Source organism: Maribacter orientalis, assembly GCF_900109345.1.
Lineage (GTDB): Bacteria > Bacteroidota > Bacteroidia > Flavobacteriales > Flavobacteriaceae > Maribacter > Maribacter orientalis.
This window is the reverse complement of record NZ_FNZN01000005.1, coordinates 58,192-75,404: the sequence shown is the minus strand read 5'-3', so window position 1 is coordinate 75,404 and position 17,213 is coordinate 58,192. Positions and strand designations below refer to the sequence as shown.

Below are 17,213 nucleotides of genomic sequence, written 5' to 3'. Positions count from 1 at the left end.
AGCAGCTTATTACCCAAATGTCTTAACGCAATTTATGATTCAGAACACGAAACATGGTATTGCTTTTCAATACAGTTTCATTCCATTCACTTTCAGGTATTGAATCATTAGTAATACCGCCACCAACATAAATGCTTATAGCGATTTTACTTATTTGCATACACCTTAAATTCACAAAAAGTTCAGAATTTTTAACTACACTTCTATAGGCACTATTTTCTTGATTTCGCCTATTCTTATTTCTAGCCAACTCAGTAGAAAAGTTCAACTCTCCTAAAAAACCAGTATAAAAAGACCGGTCATAATTTTCATTTTCAGCAATGAATCTTTTAGCATTTGCCAAAGGTGTTCCACATACTGCTGGTGTTGGATGTAATGCTCTTAATACTTCACCAAATTTACCAGGTTTAAATACTCCTTTAATTTCTGTTCGTAAATGCCAAAGTTGACCTGCTTCAACAGAGGCTACGTCAGAAGCTTTTAATGAAACCACCTTGTCTTTTAGGGTTTCAAGTATGTAATTGGTAACTACCTGTTGTTCATTTAATTCCTTCTTAGTCCATTTTGGTTTTAAAAATTCTTTTGAACTTTGCGTTCCCGCTAAGGACATTGTAGTAAACTGTCTTCCTCTACTTTTTACTAATATTTCAGGTGTTGCCCCTATCCAAGTACCTACTTTTGGGTGGTACCATAGATAACAAAATGCTTTTGGATAAATATCTAAAAGGTTTTTAAACAGGTTTATTGGTGAAACCTCATCATTAATTTCAATTTTTCTAGATAAAACTACCTTATCTAATTCTCCGTCCTTAATTACTTTTAAGGCTTTTGTTATTAACTTAATATAATCTGCCTTCTCTGATTCATTCAATAAAGAAATTTCATCGACAATCGGTAACGAGATACCCTTATACTCTATAGGGGCTTTAATAATCTCATCAGTTTTCAATAATATAGGTTGAGAACCTAAATCGAATGGAGCAAAAACAAATCCGGTTTCTGAGAAATCAACCACCGAATATATTTGATTATCCTTTTGAAAAACTCCATTTAATACCGCCTCATTTGGTTTTCTATATAGAACAAAAGGCAATTCATTATTTAAATTAGCAGAAGCTCTATCAAAAAGTTCTTGAACCATACTAGCTTCTAGGTAAAGCGATTGTAGTTAATTTACAAAGCGAAATCAGCTGATCAGCTTCGTTAGTAATCTTAATTTCCCATAACTGAGTTGTTCTTCCCTTATGCAAAATTATAGCCCTTGCATAAACAAAGCCTTCCTTTATACTTTTTACATGGTTTGCTGAAATTTCTATACCTCTAACAAAGTATTTATTACCATCTAAAAATATATAAGATGCTGCACTACCCACACTTTCAGCTAATGCTACAGTTGCTCCACCATGAAGTACACCGTCAGGTTGATGAACTTTTGACGTAACAGGCATTTTAGCCAACAAAAAATCTTCACCTACATCTATGTATTCAATATCTAAGGTTTCCATTAAGGTGTTCTTAGAGGTCTCGTTACAAATTTTCAGAATTTTTTCTTTGTGGTCGTTCATTCCTTTTTTTTGTAAAATTAAGCATTACATTACCAACTGAAAAGCTCAAAAGAATTGGATATCATATGAATAATCAGATAAAAAATATTACCTATAAATCGTCTAATACTTATGAAACATTAAATGTTTTGAATAAAGACACGAAAAGGGTTTGGATAGTTTTTCACGGAATCGGTTTTTTGAGCCGATTTTTTCTAAAATATTTTAAAGAACTTCCTGAAAATGAGAATTACATAATAGCTCCTCAAGCACCCTCAAAATATTATTTAAATGGAGAATATAAGCATGTTGGTGCAAGTTGGTTGACGAAGGAAAATACGGAGCAAGAAATAACTAATCTTTTCAATTATTTAGATGCTGTTTTGGCCAATGAAGTTATTCCTAAACGTTGTGAACTAATTATGTTCGGATTTTCCCAAGGAGTTTCAATTGCTATGCGGTACTTGACACACTCAAAATTACAGTGCGACAAATTGGTTTTGTATGCTGGCGGAATTCCTATTGAACTTAAAAAAGAAGATTTCAAATATTTAATCAACACCGAAATCATATCCATATTAGGCAACAGTGATGAATATTTAACTCCAGAAAGACACCTTGAAGAAAAGAATAAATTGGTAGAATTATTTGGTAAAAACGTTTGCTACATAAATTTTAATGGCGGACATGAAGTCAAAAAAGAAATCATTAATAACTTAGCAAAATGAATGAGTCATTAATTTTAGAAAATGATAAAGTGCTATTACAGCCTCTAACACTTGATAATTTTGAAGAACTTATTTCAATTGCTTCACAAAATAACTTGATTCAATATTCCCCTTCAAATATTTCAACTCGTGCTTCATTAAAAGATTACGTAGAAACAGCCATAAAACAGTTTAATAATGGCACCAGTATTCCATTTATAATCTATGATAAAAAGAAAAAAGCATATGCCGGTAGTACCAGGTATATGAACATAAATTTCAAAAACAAAGTTCTACATATAGGTTCTACGTGGATTGGTAAAGAATTTCATGGCAGCGGATTAAATGACCATATGAAGTCTTTAATGTTAGAACATGCCTTTATAAAAATGGATTTTGAAAAAATTGAGTTTCGTGTAGACGAACGAAACATTAAATCAAGAAAAGCTGTCGAAAAATTAGGATGCACCTTAGAAGGTATTTTAAGAAAAGATGTATACCTACTCGATGGGTTTAAGAGAAATACCTGTTGTTATGGACTACTTCGCCAAGAATGGCTCGAGAGAAAATTGCACTACGTCTAGCTACTCTTCAATCTTTGTTTCAGGAGCATAATACGTTATTTTTCTAGTGGTGTATGTATTATCAGGTGTTACGATTTGTTTTATCCAATTACCCTTATCTTCTTTATCATATTGATATATATATTCCTTTTTAGCAGTTTCTGCTCCCGATTTAGCAACTTCGGTAATCAACATACCATTTTCATCATAAGTGTATGTTGTTCTAACTGTTGGTTCAAATTTTTTAGCAGTTATATTATACTCAAATTCTTGCTGCGCCATTAGATGACCATCTAAACTAAAAACTTCCTCAAATGCATAATCAGCCTCCCCTTTAATAAACTCTTTAGTTAAAACGATTTTTTGTTCGGGCCTATTTTTAGATTTCTGGGTTGAAGTACGTACAGTTTTCAATGGAACGTCATTCAGTAAATACGTTACCGTATATTCTCCTTTAAACTTTTTATGTTCTACTTGAGTTACGTCTGTACCGTCATTGTTCGTTCTTCTAATACTAGATAAATCCCCAGATTCATCATATTCGTAAACATATTCGTCTAAGAATTCTTTGTCATATGAAAAAATACGTTCTTGTATTTTAATGTTATCGGTAGAATCTATTTGATAGAAATGAGCAATTGACGTACTAGGGTCAAACTCATTATTACGGTAAGATTCTGAACGCTTCTCAGTTAATTCACCAGCCTTATATTTGTAATAAACAACGTCGTAATCGTTGTCATTGTATCTAGTTACAGCTTTGGTTAAAAAACCTTTTTTATTGAAATCATATTCTTCTTTACCATAATCGGTACTTACCAAACAAAATTTCACATTCTCTTTTAAATCAAAATCTGCAAGTGTGAAAATTTGAATTTCTTGCCCTTGTGCAGTGCACATGAAAGTGTATAAAACAAGAATAAGAGTTTGGAAATATCTATTCATCATACTACAAAATTACTTTATTAATAATTGGTACAAAAAAATAAAGTACAAAAGTAAAAGGGGACGGTAATAACCGTCCCCTTTCTTATAATAACTTAAAGTTATATTACTTAACTTCTTCGAAATCTACGTCTTCAACGTTATCACCTTCTGAACCTGCATCGCTAGCAGTTGGTTCTCCTTGAGGAGCACCACCACCTTGTGCATCAGCCTGTGCTTTGTACATTTCTTCAGACGCTACTTTCCAAGCTTCGTTGATCTTAGCTAAAGCAGGTGTAATTAATGCTATATCTTTAGTTTCATAAGCAGCCTTCAACTCTGTCAAAGCATCTTGAATTGGTTGCTTCTTATCATCAGATAACTTATCTCCAAATTCAGTTAATTGAGATTCAGTTTGGAAAATCATTCCATCTGCTTCATTCAACTTGTCTGCAGTTTCTTTGGCCTTTTTATCAGACTCTGCATTGGCTTCTGCTTCTGCTTTCATCTTCTTGATTTCCTCTTCTGTTAATCCTGAAGAAGCTTCAATACGAATATCCTGAGTTTTATTTGTAGCCTTATCTGTTGCAGATACTTTGATAATACCATTTGCATCGATATCAAAAGTAACTTCAATTTGAGGTGTACCTCTTTTAGATGGTGGAATACCGTCTAAATGGAACCTACCTATTGTCTTGTTATCATTTGCCATTGGTCTTTCCCCTTGCAATACGTGAATTTCAACAGAAGGTTGATTATCAGCTGCAGTCGAGAATACTTGAGACTTTTTAGTTGGTATCGTTGTATTAGACTCAATCAATTTAGTCATTACACTACCCATAGTTTCTATACCTAAAGAAAGTGGAGTAACATCTAATAACAATACATCTTTTACATCACCTGTTAAAACACCCCCTTGAATAGCTGCACCAATTGCAACAACCTCATCTGGGTTTACGCCTTTAGAAGGTTTTTTACCGAAGAATTTTTCAACCGCTTCTTGTACTGCTGGTATTCTAGTAGAACCACCTACTAAGATAATCTCATCGATATCGCTCTTAGAAAGTCCTGCTGCTTTCATTGCAGTTTCGCATGGCTCAATTGTTCTTTTTACTAAGTCAGCAATCAATTGCTCGAATTTTGATCTTGTCAAAGTTCTAACCAAGTGCTTTGGTCCTGAAGCTGTTGCTGTAACATAAGGTAAATTAATCTCTGTTTGAGCAGAAGAAGACAACTCTATCTTAGCTTTTTCAGCTGCTTCACGTAAACGTTGCAAAGCCATAGAATCTTTTCTTAAGTCCATATCTTCTTCAGACTTGAACTCCTCAGCTAACCAATCAATAATTTTTTGATCTACATCATCGCCACCTAAGTGAGTATCACCATCTGTAGCTAGTACTTCAAATACTCCATCACCCAATTCTAATATAGAAACATCATGTGTACCACCACCAAAGTCAAAAACAACTATTTTCTGGTCTACATCTTTTTTATCCATACCGTAAGCCAAAGATGCAGCTGTTGGTTCGTTGATAATACGTTCTACAGTTAAACCTGCAATTTCACCAGCTTCTTTCGTAGCTTGTCTTTGCGCATCATTAAAGTATGCAGGCACAGTAATTACCGCACGTGTTACTTCTTGACCCAAATAGTCTTCTGCTGTTTTCTTCATTTTTTGAAGAATCATAGCAGATAATTCTTGTGGAGAATATAAACGTCCGTCTATATCAACTCTTGGTGTATCATTATCACCTTTTACAACTTTATAAGGTACTCTTCCAGCTTCTTTACTAGATTCTGAAAATTTATTACCCATAAACCTTTTAATAGAATAAATGGTTTTGTTAGGGTTGGTTACTGCCTGTCTTTTAGCCGGATCACCAACTTTAATTTCACCACCTTCCACAAAAGCGATAACAGATGGTGTTGTTCTTTTTCCTTCTGCATTCGGTATTACTACTGCTTCATTTCCTTCCATTACGGATACACAGGAGTTGGTAGTACCCAAATCTATTCCTATAATCTTACTCATTTTATATGTTTTAAATTAAGTGCTATATTTTACAATCGTTTACTAAAGGACAAACAATATGCCAAGCAAGAAAAACTGACATGATGTCATTAATACAATTTACCAAATAATAATTATGCCATTTTTGTATACCTAAAAGGTTTAGGAAACATTGTACCTTAGCCTATATAATAAGTGCGTTTTGGAAATAGAAAGTATAAGTGTTTTTGACATGTTAAAAATTGGGGTTGGTCCGTCTAGCTCCCATACACTTGGGCCTTGGCGTGCAGCCGAACGATGGTTGGCCCGTCTTGATTCAAGAGGCAATATTGAAAAAGTTATAGAAGTTGAAGTTCATCTATACGGCTCACTGTCATTAACAGGAAAGGGCCATGCCACTGACTATGCTGTAATGCTAGGTTTACTTGGCAAAGATCCCGAAACTATACCTATTGAAGATATTCACCTTTTAATAGAAGGTATTAAAAAGGAAAATGTATTACTACTTAATGGTATTCAAAAAATTCCATTCGACCCAAAACAAGATATAATATTCAACAAAAAATTTCTACCCTTTCATGCTAATGGATTAAAATTCGTGGCAACCCTAACCTCGGGAAAGATAATATCTAAAACATATTATTCAATTGGTGGAGGCTTTGTTATTAGCGAAGAGAGAAAAAATGCCAAACTGAAGGTTGACATGTTCAACAAATTCCCATTTCCAGTTCAAAAAGGGACAGAACTACTTGAATTTTGCAAAAATGAAGGTTTAAAAATTTCAGAACTTGTTCTAGAAAACGAGCGTTCGTTGCGCAACGATGAAGAAATTGACCAACAATTACATCGAATTTGGGATACCATGTTAGAGTGTATGTATATTGGATGTCATACAGAAGGAATTTTGCCTGGTGGCTTAAATGTTAAACGAAGAGCCTTTGAGATGCATGAAAAACTCAAAAGCGACCTACCCTACACTACTCCTGAAGAATGGATGCAAACCCTACGCCAAACTGAAGTGAAATTTAGACAGATATTACAATGGGTTAGTTGCTTCGCACTTAGCGTAAATGAGGTCAATGCTTCTCTAGGTCGAGTGGTTACAGCACCTACGAATGGTAGCGCTGGTGTAATACCATCTGTATTAATGTATTATATGATTATTGAAAACCACGCAGGTAATTACGAACATATTAAACAGTTTCTTTTAGTTGCAGGAGAAATTGGAAGCATTTTCAAAAAAGGAGCAACTATATCTGCAGCAATGGGTGGTTGTCAAGCAGAAATCGGAGTTTCTTCGGCAATGGCCGCAGGTGCACTTACTGAATTATTAGGAGGCAGCCCTGAACAAGTGTTAATGGCAGCAGAAATAGCTATGGAACATCATTTAGGTCTTACCTGTGATCCAATTGGCGGCTTGGTTCAAATACCGTGCATTGAACGAAACTCGATGGGAGCTATAAAAGCTATTAACGCAGCAGAACTTGCTTTAGGCTCAGACCCTTCTACCGCAAAAGTACCATTAGATAAAGTAGTACAGACCATGTGGGAAACTGCTAAAGATATGAGTTCAAAATATAAAGAAACATCAGAAGGGGGTTTAGCAGTAGGGGTATTCCTTAGTGATTGCTAATAATTGTTCTACATTTTATATCAAATTCTTATTTGAATGGATGGATTTTTTTTTGCTGCTAGACAAAATTAATTCTACTAACTTTAATTTATGAAAAATCTAATTTCAGAAAGAGTCGCTGATTTTATTAAAAATTTCCCACCTTTTAATATTCTAGATACCAAGTCACTTTATCTACTGGCAGAACAGGTACTTATTGTGTATAAAGAAAAGAATAAAATCATTTTTACGGTTGATGAAAATCCACATTCATACTTTTATTTGGTTCATAAAGGTGCTGTAACGCTTAATAATCCTACCACCAATACTATTATTGACTATTGTGACGAAGGGGATGTATTCGGGCTTAGACCGCTTATTGCAAACGAAAACTATAAATTAGAAGCTAGAGCCCACGAAGAAAGTATTCTTTATGGAATACCTATTGATGTTTTTAGACCTATGGCTAAACAGAACGAAGAAGTTTCTGTTTTTCTTATGGAAAGTTTTGCTTCGAATACAAGAAATCCATATTCAAAAAATCAAAAAGGACAACTTTATGGCATTGAAGGTGAAGACGATTTAAAAAAGGAAATAAAAATTCCGGATTTACAATTGGCAAGTTATTCCAAAAAGCTAATTACCTGTTCCCCGAGAACAACAATACAGAAGGCAGCCGAATTAATGACTGAAAAGCACATAGGTTCCATTCTTGCAATCAGTAAGGGTTTAGCTGTAGGAATCATTACCGATAAAGATTTACGAAACAAGGTAATATCAGGCAAACAACCCATAACGGCTACGGTTAAATCTATAATGACTACGCCAGTAATTACCTACCCTAAAAAGCTGACAATTACACAAGCCCAAATGGCCATGATGAAAAGCAATATAAGCCACTTGGTCATTACAGAAGACGGCACAACCAATACAAAACCACTCGGGATTTTATCTAAGCATGATGTTATGGTCTCCTTAGGTGACAACCCTGCTGTCTTGGTCAAAGCGATAAAGCGTACGCAAAAAATTAAAAAGATAAAGCAGCTCAGAAAAAGTGTTACGGTACTTTTAAATGGATATTTAGAACAAAATATTCCCTTAGGCTTAATTGCTAAAATAATCTCTGAACTTAATGACACATGCATTAAACAAGTTGTTGAAATTTCATTAGCAAAAATGAAGAGTCCGCCGCCAGTTAAATTTGCCTGGCTTGCGTTAGGTAGTCAAGGTAGAAGTGAACAATTATTACACACCGATCAAGATAATGCATTAGTTTTCGAGGATGTGCCTGAAGAAGATTTACCGAAGACAACCACGTACTTTCTAAATCTCTCTAAAAAAATCACCAAGGGTTTAAATACAATAGGCTATGAGTACTGCCCTGCAGATATGATGGCTTCGAACCCTAAATGGTGCTTAAGTTTACAGGAGTGGAAAAATAAATTATCGTATTGGATCGGTAATCCTGGTCCGAACGAAGTACTGATGTCATCTATTTTTTTTGACTATAGTTTAGCATTTGGCGAACGTAGCTTGTTAGATAATATGTCGGAGCATATATTTAGAACTGTAGAAAAATACCCTATATTTTTAGTCCACTTAGCCAATGGTGCATTACAAAGTCCTTCCCCAACAGGTTTTTTTAGACAATTTGTGGTGGAACAAGACGGTCAACATAAAGACTTTTTCGACCTTAAGAGTAGGGCGCTGAGACCCTTAATTGATGCTGCTAGAGTTCTAATTTTATCACATTCAGTAAAAGGCATTAGCAATACTTGGGAGCGCTATGAAAAATTGGCTGAATTAGAACCCAATAACAACGAGCTGTATTTAGCTTGCTCCTATGCAACAAAAGCCCTTTTAAAATTTAGAACACGACAAGGTTTGTTGCACCATGATTCTGGTAGGTTTATTGAATTAGAGCAATTGACCAAGCAGGAAAAAATGAAATTAAAACGCACATTCAAGGTAATTAAAGAAATTCAAGAATTGATTACGTTACGGTTTAAGGTTACTAATATTTTGGGATAATGGGACTATTCAAAAAATCAAATACTAACTTACCAGAATTTTGGAAGATTTACGAAAGTCAATTTAAGAAACCGACTTCGAAAAATTTTGATGAATTAACCTTTGTTGTTTTAGACACAGAAACAACAGGATTCAGTTTTGATGAAGACCGTATCTTATCAATTGGTGCAGTAAAAATAAAAAAGGAGACCATTTCGGTACAAGAGGTTTTTGAAATCTACCTAGAACAGGAAAAGTTTAATAAAGACAGTGTAAATGTGCACGGACTTTTAAAGCATGGCCGACGGGTTTGTATAAGTGAAATTTCAGCATTAGAAAAGTTCTTAGATTATGTTGAAAATTCAATAATCGTGGCACATCATGCAGGATTTGATTTAGGCATGTTAAATAACGCCTTGCGACGAAATGGGTTGCCTAAATTAAAAAATGCAGTTATAGACACAGGTGTTATTTACAGAAAAACCCTAATAAAATCGTACTTGGTACAACCAAAAACAAACTATACCCTTGATGAGCTAGCTGAAAAATTTTCAATCTCAAAAAAGGATAGGCACACAGCACTTGGTGATGCATACATAACTGCATTGGCGTTTTTAAAAATTATTTCTCGATTAAAGGAAAAGAAAAATTTCTCGCTTAAAATGCTAATTAATTAGGCCTAAAGACTTTCTAGATAATTCAGAACATTTCTATTAATACGGTCATGAATATGAGTTGTATCGGCCTTCACAAAAGGTTCTCCGGTTATATGCTCATATAGCTCAATATATCGGTCAGATACTGATTCAATATATTCATCGGTCATTTCAGGAACAGTTTGACCCTCTAAACCTTGAAAGTTATTGGCAATCAACCATTGACGCACAAATTCTTTAGAAAGTTGCTTTTGAGGTTCATTATTGTCCTGTCTTTCCTGGTATCCTTCCGAATAAAAATATCTTGAAGAATCAGGTGTATGAATTTCATCAATTAAAACTATTTCACCCTCTTTAGTCTTTCCAAATTCATATTTGGTATCCACTAATATCAATCCTCGTTCTGCAGCAATTTCAGTACCTCTTTCAAAAAGAGCGTACGTATACTTTTCAAGTAGTGCATAATCAGCTGATGATACTATCCCTTTGCTAAGAATATCTTCTTTCGAAATATCCTCATCATGATCACCCATTTCAGCTTTTGTAGCAGGGGTTATAATCGGGGTGGGGAATTTATCATTCTCCTTCATCCCTTCAGGCATATCAACTCCACAGAGTTTTCTTTTACCAGCTTTGTATTCTCTGGCAGCGTGACCTGATAAGTATCCTCGTATAACCATTTCAATTTTAAAAGGCTCACAAGCTACACCCACTGCCACATTAGGGTCAGGAGTTGCTCTTAACCAATTAGGCACAATATCTTTAGTTGCCATCATCATTTGGGTCGCAATCTGATTTAAAATCTGCCCCTTATAAGGAATTCCTTTTGGCATTACCACATCAAATGCAGACAACCTATCAGTTGCGACCATTACCAACAAATCGTTTTCAAGGGTGTATACAGATCTTACCTTGCCCTTGTAGACTTTCTTTTGACATGGAAAATGGAAATTGGTTTCGTAAATAGTATTATTTGACATGTGTTATTTTAATTGTGGTGTTCAATAGTTTTATAAGCAGCAATAACTTCCTTAACAAGCTTATGACGAATTACATCTTTATCATCTAAATAAATTACCTCTATACCCTCTACATTCTGTAAAATCAAAAGGGCCTCTTTAAGTCCTGAAATTGTTCTTCTTGGTAAATCTATTTGTCCTGGATCTCCTGTAATTAAAAATTTGGCATTTCTACCCATTCGGGTAAGAAACATTTTCATTTGTGCATGGGTGGTATTCTGTGCTTCGTCTAAAATCACAAATGCATTATCTAGTGTTCTACCACGCATAAAAGCCATTGGGGCAATCTGTATAGTTCCATTTTCAATATAATGCACCAATTTCTCTGCAGGTATCATATCTCTAAGCGCATCATACAATGGCTGCATATATGGATCAAGCTTTTCCTTTAAATCGCCAGGCAAAAACCCTAAATTCTCACCAGCTTCAACAGCAGGTCTAGTTAAGATTATTTTTCTTACCTGCTTTTCTTTTAAAGCTTTGACCGCAATAGCAACACCTGTATAGGTTTTACCTGTACCTGCCGGCCCAATGGCAAAAACCATATCATTCTTTTTCGAGGCGTCGACCAATCTTCTTTGATTGGCGGTTTGAGCTTTAATTAAGCGCCCACTTACACCATGAACCAGAGTCTCCCCACTAATCTTTGAAGATCTGATTTGATCATCCTCAGAACTAGTTAGAATTCTTTCTATACTATTTTCATCCAACTTATTATATTTAACAAAATGCTGGGTGAGCATATCAAAGCGTTTTTCAAATTCTTCTAGAAGTTCTTCATCACCGAAAACCTTAATTTTATTGCCTCGAGCAACAATCTTAAGCTTCGGAAAATACTTTTTCAATAAATCTATGTGTTCATTTTGCTGCCCAAAAAACTCTCTTGGGCTTATTTCGGTAAGTTCTAGAATAATTTCGTTCAACCAGTCAGTTTTAATAAGATTTATAGATAGCGAAGATTAGTTTCTAATCGCTGATTTTTTGTTTAATTTTGTTAATCAAATTTAAGCAAATTTTAAGTTTGACTAACCAAAAACATATCAACATTGCTGTATGGCAATCATCACCCTAACTACAGATTTTGGACTAAAAGATCACTTCGTAGCCGTATTGAAGGGCTCGATTTATAGTGAACTACCCGATGCTAAAATTGTTGATATTTCACATGACATCATGCCATTTAACATTCAAGAATGTGCATATATCCTTTCAAATTCATATAAAAGTTTTCCAAAAGGCACTATTCATATTGTTGGGGTAGACTCTGAAGAGACTCCAGACAACAAACATGTCGTTGCCTTGGTCAATGGCCATTATTTTATAAGTGCAAATACCGGTGTCATTGGTCTCATTACTTCTGAAATGACTCCAGAAAAAGTAGTTGAAATTAATTTACCGGATTCTATCGCTAATTCATTTCCTGTTCTAAATGTTTTCATTCAAGTTGCTTGCCATATTGCCCGTGGTGGAACCCTTGAAATTGTGGGTAAACCTTTTACCGAATTAAACGACCTTAGAGAATTCTCTCCAAGAATTGTTGAGGATGGAAAAAAAATTATTGGAAGTGTTATCTATATTGACAACTATGGTAACGTAATTACCAATATTCGCAAAAATCTATTCGACGCCTATCGTAACGGCAGAGACTATAAACTTTTGGTGCGAAATCATAAAATCAGTAAAATTCACAAAGCTTACAATGATTTTATAGATTATAGCATTGATAAAAACCAAAGAAAGAGCGCTGGTGATTTACTGGCAATTTTCAATTCTTCTGATTATATCGAATTAGCTATTTACAAAAGCAACCTTACAACCGTTGGAGGCGCCTCTACCCTATTAGGCCTTGAATACAGAGACACAATAATAGTAGATTTTGAATAAAATTTCAAGGAAGAATTAAAACACAATTGAATCTATTTAATCTAATCTTCGACCAATTCAAAAGTTAATAACTATTTTACATATCTTGAATTAACAGGCTTTTTCTAGCAATAACAAGTGATACAGTTCAACCTTAAGTGATATAAAGTGTTAATAAGTTTGTTTCCTTAAAAAGACCAATTAAAATATCTTTGTTGGTATATAAAACCAACAATACTAAGGAGTTTAACCCTACTGTTTTAAATTACTTTAGGAATAATACCAATAAAAATTAAAGAATGAAATTTATTGTTTCAAGTACCTATTTGCTAAAGCAACTTCAAATTTTAGGAGGCGTAATCAACAACAGTAATACGTTACCCATCTTAGATAATTTTTTGTTTGATTTAAAAAAGGACAAACTAACTGTTTCTGCTTCTGACCTAGAAACAACTATGAGTTCAATTATTAAAGTTGACTCAGATAATGAAGGCACTATTGCCGTACCTGCAAGACTCCTTCTAGAAATGTTGAAAACTTTCCCTGAGCAACCACTTACTTTTGTGGTTGAAGATAATAATACTGTAGAAATTAGTTCTAATCACGGTAAATATGCTTTAGCATATGCTGATGGAGCTGAATTTCCAAAAGCGGTAGAATTATCAAGCCCAAGTTCAACAACCCTACTAGGAGACATATTGGCAACTGCCATAAACAAAACAATTTTCGCAGCAGGTAATGATGATTTAAGACCTGTAATGAGCGGTGTGTTTTTTCAATTTTCTACTGAAAATCTAACTTTTGTTGCTACTGACGCACATAAATTGGTAAAATATCAACGTACTGATGTAACTGCAACCCAAGTAGCAGAATTTATTATGCCTAAAAAACCATTAACCTTACTAAAAGGAATATTGGCGGGTAGCGAATCTGATGTATTGATTGAATATAATGATAGTAATGCAAAATTCAGTTTCGAAGAAACAGAATTAATCTGTAGATTAATTGATGGTAAATATCCAAATTACGAAGCGGTAATACCAAAAGAGAACCCAAATAAACTTACGATTGCTAGAAATCAATTTTTAAGTTCGGTAAAAAGGGTTTCTATTTTCTCTAATAAAACAACCCATCAAATTCGTTTAAAAATAGCTGGCGCAGAATTAAATATATCTGCAGAAGACATTGACTACTCTAATAAGGCTGAGGAAAGATTAACTTGTTCATACCAAGGTGATGATATGCAAATTGGCTTTAACTCAAGGTTCCTGACCGAGATGTTAAATAATTTGAATTCTGATGAAGTTTCTTTAGAAATGAGCTTACCAAATCGCGCTGGTATTCTTACACCATCGGATGGTTTAGATGAAGGTGAATATGTTACTATGTTGGTAATGCCAGTTATGCTAAATAACTAATTATAAAATTTAAAGAAATAAAAAAAGGTGCAGTTGAATATTCAACTGCACCTTTTTTTATATTACTTCTTGAACTATTATGAGATAAATCTTATGGTACCAAAATAACTTGGTGACTCACCATTACTTGCTTTTACCGCATTTACAACTGGCATTACTATCGATAAGACTCCAGCTAAAATTAATAACAAGATACCAAGTCCGAAAAACAATATACCAGGAATACCTATTATTAAATATAAGATTAAAGTTAATTGAAAGTTAATGACAGACTTACCATGCTCCTCCATACCAACAACAGAATCTTTAGTGGTTAACCAGATTACCAAAGGCACTAACAAACCGCCAAACCCTGTAATAAAATCTAAGTATTGTGAGAGATGTGTCATGACTAAAAGATTACGATCTTCACGTAACGTTACACTATTATTTACTAGTTCCATTTTTGATTGATTTTAGATGAATACTATAAATAAGACGCGTAAAAGTCAAATTTGTTACAAATTGTGTACTACTACATTTTTCGTTTAAGCTTTTTAAGTTTCTCTTGCCCCTTCATAACTTTCATTTGAATCTTAACGATTTTATCATCCATTTTCTGAATATCTACAGGTGATAAAGTACCTTTTAATTTTCCTTTTTCAAGTTGGTTTTGCAATCTTTCTATTTGATTTTCTTGTTTATCAATGGCCTTAGATGTCGAATTAACTTGCTTTTCTATCTTCTCTTTATTTTTTAAATCTTTCGCTTCTTTTTTTTCCTTCTTAGCTTTCTCATCAGATTTTTCTACCTTCCTTTTTACCTGTTCCATTTCCTTTTGATATTCAACAGAAGTACTCATAGTTGAATCATTAGAATCGTTTTGGGTATACCCAAAAGAATAAGCAAAAGCAAACACTAGTAACATAATAATTTTCTTCATCTTATTTTTAAATTTATAACATATAAAATTACCATTTAATTGAATACTGCAATCAATTTGGATTCATAATAAGACTATAACACCAGTTATTAAATGATTATTTTTGCAACATGATTAAAGCAGATACGATAATAGCGTTAGCAACTCCTTCAGGTTCTGGAGCTATTGCCATTATTAGACTTTCTGGCCCAAATGCAATTTCAATTGCATCACAACATTTTGAATCTATTTCAGGTAAAGTACTTGGGAAACAAAAAAGTCATACCATACATTTAGGTTATATAAAAGATAGCTCTGCTGTTTTAGACCAAGTACTGATTTCTATCTTCAAAAATCCACATTCGTATACAGGTGAAGATATCATTGAAATTTCGTGTCATGGATCCCCTTATATTCAACAGCAGATTATTCAATTATTTCTCAGAAATGGTTGCAGAACTGCAGATGCTGGTGAGTTCACTTTAAGAGCGTTTTTGAACGGTAAAATGGATTTAAGTCAGGCCGAAGCCGTTGCCGATCTTATTTCTAGTGATAATGCAGCAAGCCACCAGATTGCCGTGCAACAAATGCGTGGCGGATTTAGTAATGAAATTAAAAACTTACGAGCAGAACTACTCAACTTTGCCTCTCTCATTGAACTTGAACTCGATTTTTCTGAAGAAGATGTAGAATTTGCAGATCGTACACAATTTAAAGAATTACTTACACGTATTCAAAAAGTTTTGAAAAGCCTTATTGATTCGTTCGCTGTAGGAAATGTGATAAAAAACGGAATTCCGGTTGCTATAGTAGGTGAACCTAATGTAGGTAAATCTACGCTACTTAATGCATTTCTGAATGAAGAACGAGCTTTAGTATCAGACATTGCTGGCACCACTCGTGATACCATTGAAGATGAAATAGCAATTGGAGGAATTGGTTTTAGATTTATAGATACTGCAGGAATACGTGAAACAGAAGATGTTATAGAAGGCATGGGTATTAAAAGAACATTTGAAAAAATAGAGCAAGCCCAAGTTATCTTATTATTAGTTGATGGTTCAAAACTTTTAGCAAACGACCAAAAACTTAAAAATATTGTAATTGATTACGAAAAAATCAAGAATCAAAACCCTCAAAAACCATTAGTTCTACTAATAAACAAAGCCGACACTCTTTCAGAAGCAGATAAAGAATTTATAGGTCAGTATTTGAACAACATTAACTACCTCTCTGCCAAAACTGGCGAAGGAGTTGAAGCATTAAAAAATAGCCTTTTGGAATTTGTAAATACAGGTGCCTTACGCAACAACGAAACTATTGTTACTAATACGCGGCACTACAATTCTTTGCTTAAAGCTTTGGAAGAAATAGAGAAAGTACAATTTGGCATGAAAGAAGATCTATCAAGCGACCTTATGGCCATTGATGTTCGTGAAGCTTTATATCATTTAGGAGAAATTACAGGGCAAGTGACCAATGATGAATTGCTAGGAAATATATTTGCCAATTTTTGTATCGGAAAATAAATAAGTTTTTCCTTTGGTCTTAAATGGTTTCATTTGGTTTCATTTGGTTTCATTTGGTTTCATTTGGTTTCATTTGGTTTCATTTGGTTTCATATGACTGTAAATCAATAAGTTGTTGAAAAGTATCTTTATTTTCTCTTTCTCATAATCTCCTATTTTTATACATTTATTTCACCTAATTTTCACCTCGGATGATATTTTAGTCCTTGAGGTGAAAAAATTTCACCTCAGTTATGAAAATAAGCCTCAAGAGTAAAAAGATTAAAAACGGAAAACTTAGTCTCTTTTTAGAATTCTACAAAGGACATTACATTGACAAAAACGGTATAAATAAATATGACCGTGATTTTGAATATTTGAAGCTCTATCCCTTACAAGATCCGAGTACGTCAGATGAAAAAAGAAAAAACAAAGAAACCTATGAACTAGCCTAAAAAATCCTTTCTATTCGAAAAG

The 17,213-nt window shown here is 33.9% G+C and carries 17 protein-coding genes; 9 read left to right on the top strand and 8 right to left on the bottom strand.

Features of this window, described 5'->3' with window-relative positions; translation table 11 throughout:
- Positions 1-22 precede the first annotated feature (22 nt).
- Both BMY56_RS12330 and BMY56_RS12325 read right to left on the bottom strand, forming a co-directional pair.
- Positions 23-1,141, bottom strand: a complete 1,119-nt coding sequence (locus BMY56_RS12330; RefSeq protein ID WP_091624650.1) for a chorismate-binding protein — start codon at positions 1,139-1,141, stop codon at positions 23-25.
- 1 nt (position 1,142) lies between these two features.
- The gene (locus tag BMY56_RS12325) at positions 1,143-1,565 is read right to left on the bottom strand and encodes a PaaI family thioesterase (RefSeq protein ID WP_091624647.1); all 423 of its coding nucleotides are present in this window, start codon (positions 1,563-1,565) and stop codon (positions 1,143-1,145) included.
- 65 nt (positions 1,566-1,630) lie between these two features.
- Between BMY56_RS12325 and BMY56_RS12320 the strand changes: the two genes are divergently transcribed.
- Positions 1,631-2,272 carry an alpha/beta hydrolase gene (locus BMY56_RS12320; RefSeq protein ID WP_091624644.1) on the top strand — a complete coding sequence of 214 codons (642 nt, stop codon included), beginning with the start codon at positions 1,631-1,633 and terminating at the stop codon, positions 2,270-2,272.
- The gene (locus tag BMY56_RS12315) at positions 2,269-2,835 is read left to right on the top strand and encodes a GNAT family N-acetyltransferase (protein WP_091624641.1); all 567 of its coding nucleotides are present in this window, start codon (positions 2,269-2,271) and stop codon (positions 2,833-2,835) included. The genes BMY56_RS12320 and BMY56_RS12315 overlap by 4 nt, the downstream gene beginning before the upstream one ends.
- Here BMY56_RS12315 and BMY56_RS12310 read toward each other — a convergent pair whose 3' ends face one another.
- Together BMY56_RS12310 and dnaK are read right to left on the bottom strand one after the other, a co-directional pair.
- Positions 2,836-3,762, bottom strand: coding sequence for a hypothetical protein (locus tag BMY56_RS12310; protein ID WP_143057820.1), 927 nt, complete (start codon positions 3,760-3,762; stop codon positions 2,836-2,838).
- Between the two features lie 103 nt (positions 3,763-3,865).
- On the bottom strand, positions 3,866-5,770 hold the full coding sequence (gene dnaK / locus BMY56_RS12305; protein ID WP_091624636.1) for a molecular chaperone DnaK: 1,905 nt from the start codon (positions 5,768-5,770) through the stop codon (positions 3,866-3,868).
- A gap of 187 nt (positions 5,771-5,957) precedes the next feature.
- Here dnaK and BMY56_RS12300 point away from each other — a divergent pair, with 187 nt between their 5' ends.
- The 3 genes from BMY56_RS12300 (at position 5,958) to BMY56_RS12290 (ending at position 10,048) form a co-directional block, all read left to right on the top strand.
- Positions 5,958-7,382: an L-serine ammonia-lyase gene (locus BMY56_RS12300; protein WP_177170971.1), complete on the top strand. Its 1,425-nt coding sequence runs from the start codon at positions 5,958-5,960 to the stop codon at positions 7,380-7,382.
- Between the two features lie 90 nt (positions 7,383-7,472).
- Positions 7,473-9,392 carry a DUF294 nucleotidyltransferase-like domain-containing protein gene (locus tag BMY56_RS12295; protein ID WP_091624631.1) on the top strand — a complete coding sequence of 640 codons (1,920 nt, stop codon included), beginning with the start codon at positions 7,473-7,475 and terminating at the stop codon, positions 9,390-9,392.
- Positions 9,392-10,048, top strand: a complete 657-nt coding sequence (locus tag BMY56_RS12290; protein WP_091624628.1) for a 3'-5' exonuclease — start codon at positions 9,392-9,394, stop codon at positions 10,046-10,048. Before BMY56_RS12295 ends, BMY56_RS12290 begins: the two co-directional genes overlap by 1 nt.
- 2 nt (positions 10,049-10,050) lie before the next feature.
- Here the strand turns inward: BMY56_RS12290 and BMY56_RS12285 are convergent, their stop codons facing one another.
- The gene (locus BMY56_RS12285) at positions 10,051-11,007 is read right to left on the bottom strand and encodes a phosphoribosylaminoimidazolesuccinocarboxamide synthase (protein ID WP_091624625.1); all 957 of its coding nucleotides are present in this window, start codon (positions 11,005-11,007) and stop codon (positions 10,051-10,053) included.
- Positions 11,008-11,015: 8 nt separating this feature from the next.
- Entirely contained in the window at positions 11,016-11,969 is a 954-nt protein-coding gene (locus tag BMY56_RS12280) for a PhoH family protein (protein WP_091624623.1), read from the bottom strand.
- Positions 11,970-12,099: 130 nt separating this feature from the next.
- Here BMY56_RS12280 and BMY56_RS12275 point away from each other — a divergent pair, with 130 nt between their 5' ends.
- On the top strand, positions 12,100-12,930 hold the full coding sequence (locus BMY56_RS12275; RefSeq protein ID WP_091624621.1) for an SAM hydrolase/SAM-dependent halogenase family protein: 831 nt from the start codon (positions 12,100-12,102) through the stop codon (positions 12,928-12,930).
- A 278-nt stretch (positions 12,931-13,208) separates the two neighbouring features.
- Positions 13,209-14,327, top strand: a complete 1,119-nt coding sequence (gene dnaN, locus BMY56_RS12270; protein WP_079512085.1) for a DNA polymerase III subunit beta — start codon at positions 13,209-13,211, stop codon at positions 14,325-14,327.
- A gap of 77 nt (positions 14,328-14,404) precedes the next feature.
- Here the strand turns inward: dnaN and BMY56_RS12265 are convergent, their stop codons facing one another.
- Positions 14,405-14,770, bottom strand: coding sequence for a DUF4870 domain-containing protein (locus BMY56_RS12265; RefSeq protein WP_091624618.1), 366 nt, complete (start codon positions 14,768-14,770; stop codon positions 14,405-14,407).
- A gap of 71 nt (positions 14,771-14,841) precedes the next feature.
- A complete protein-coding gene (locus tag BMY56_RS12260; RefSeq protein ID WP_091624615.1) occupies positions 14,842-15,249 on the bottom strand; it encodes a hypothetical protein in 408 nt (135 codons plus the stop codon).
- Between the two features lie 110 nt (positions 15,250-15,359).
- On the opposite strand from BMY56_RS12260, the gene mnmE reads away from it, so the two are divergent.
- A complete protein-coding gene (gene mnmE / locus BMY56_RS12255) occupies positions 15,360-16,757 on the top strand; it encodes a tRNA uridine-5-carboxymethylaminomethyl(34) synthesis GTPase MnmE (RefSeq protein ID WP_091624613.1) in 1,398 nt (465 codons plus the stop codon).
- 233 nt (positions 16,758-16,990) lie between these two features.
- The gene (locus tag BMY56_RS19095; protein WP_317040624.1) at positions 16,991-17,191 is read left to right on the top strand and encodes a hypothetical protein; all 201 of its coding nucleotides are present in this window, start codon (positions 16,991-16,993) and stop codon (positions 17,189-17,191) included.
- Positions 17,192-17,213: the final 22 nt, after the last annotated feature.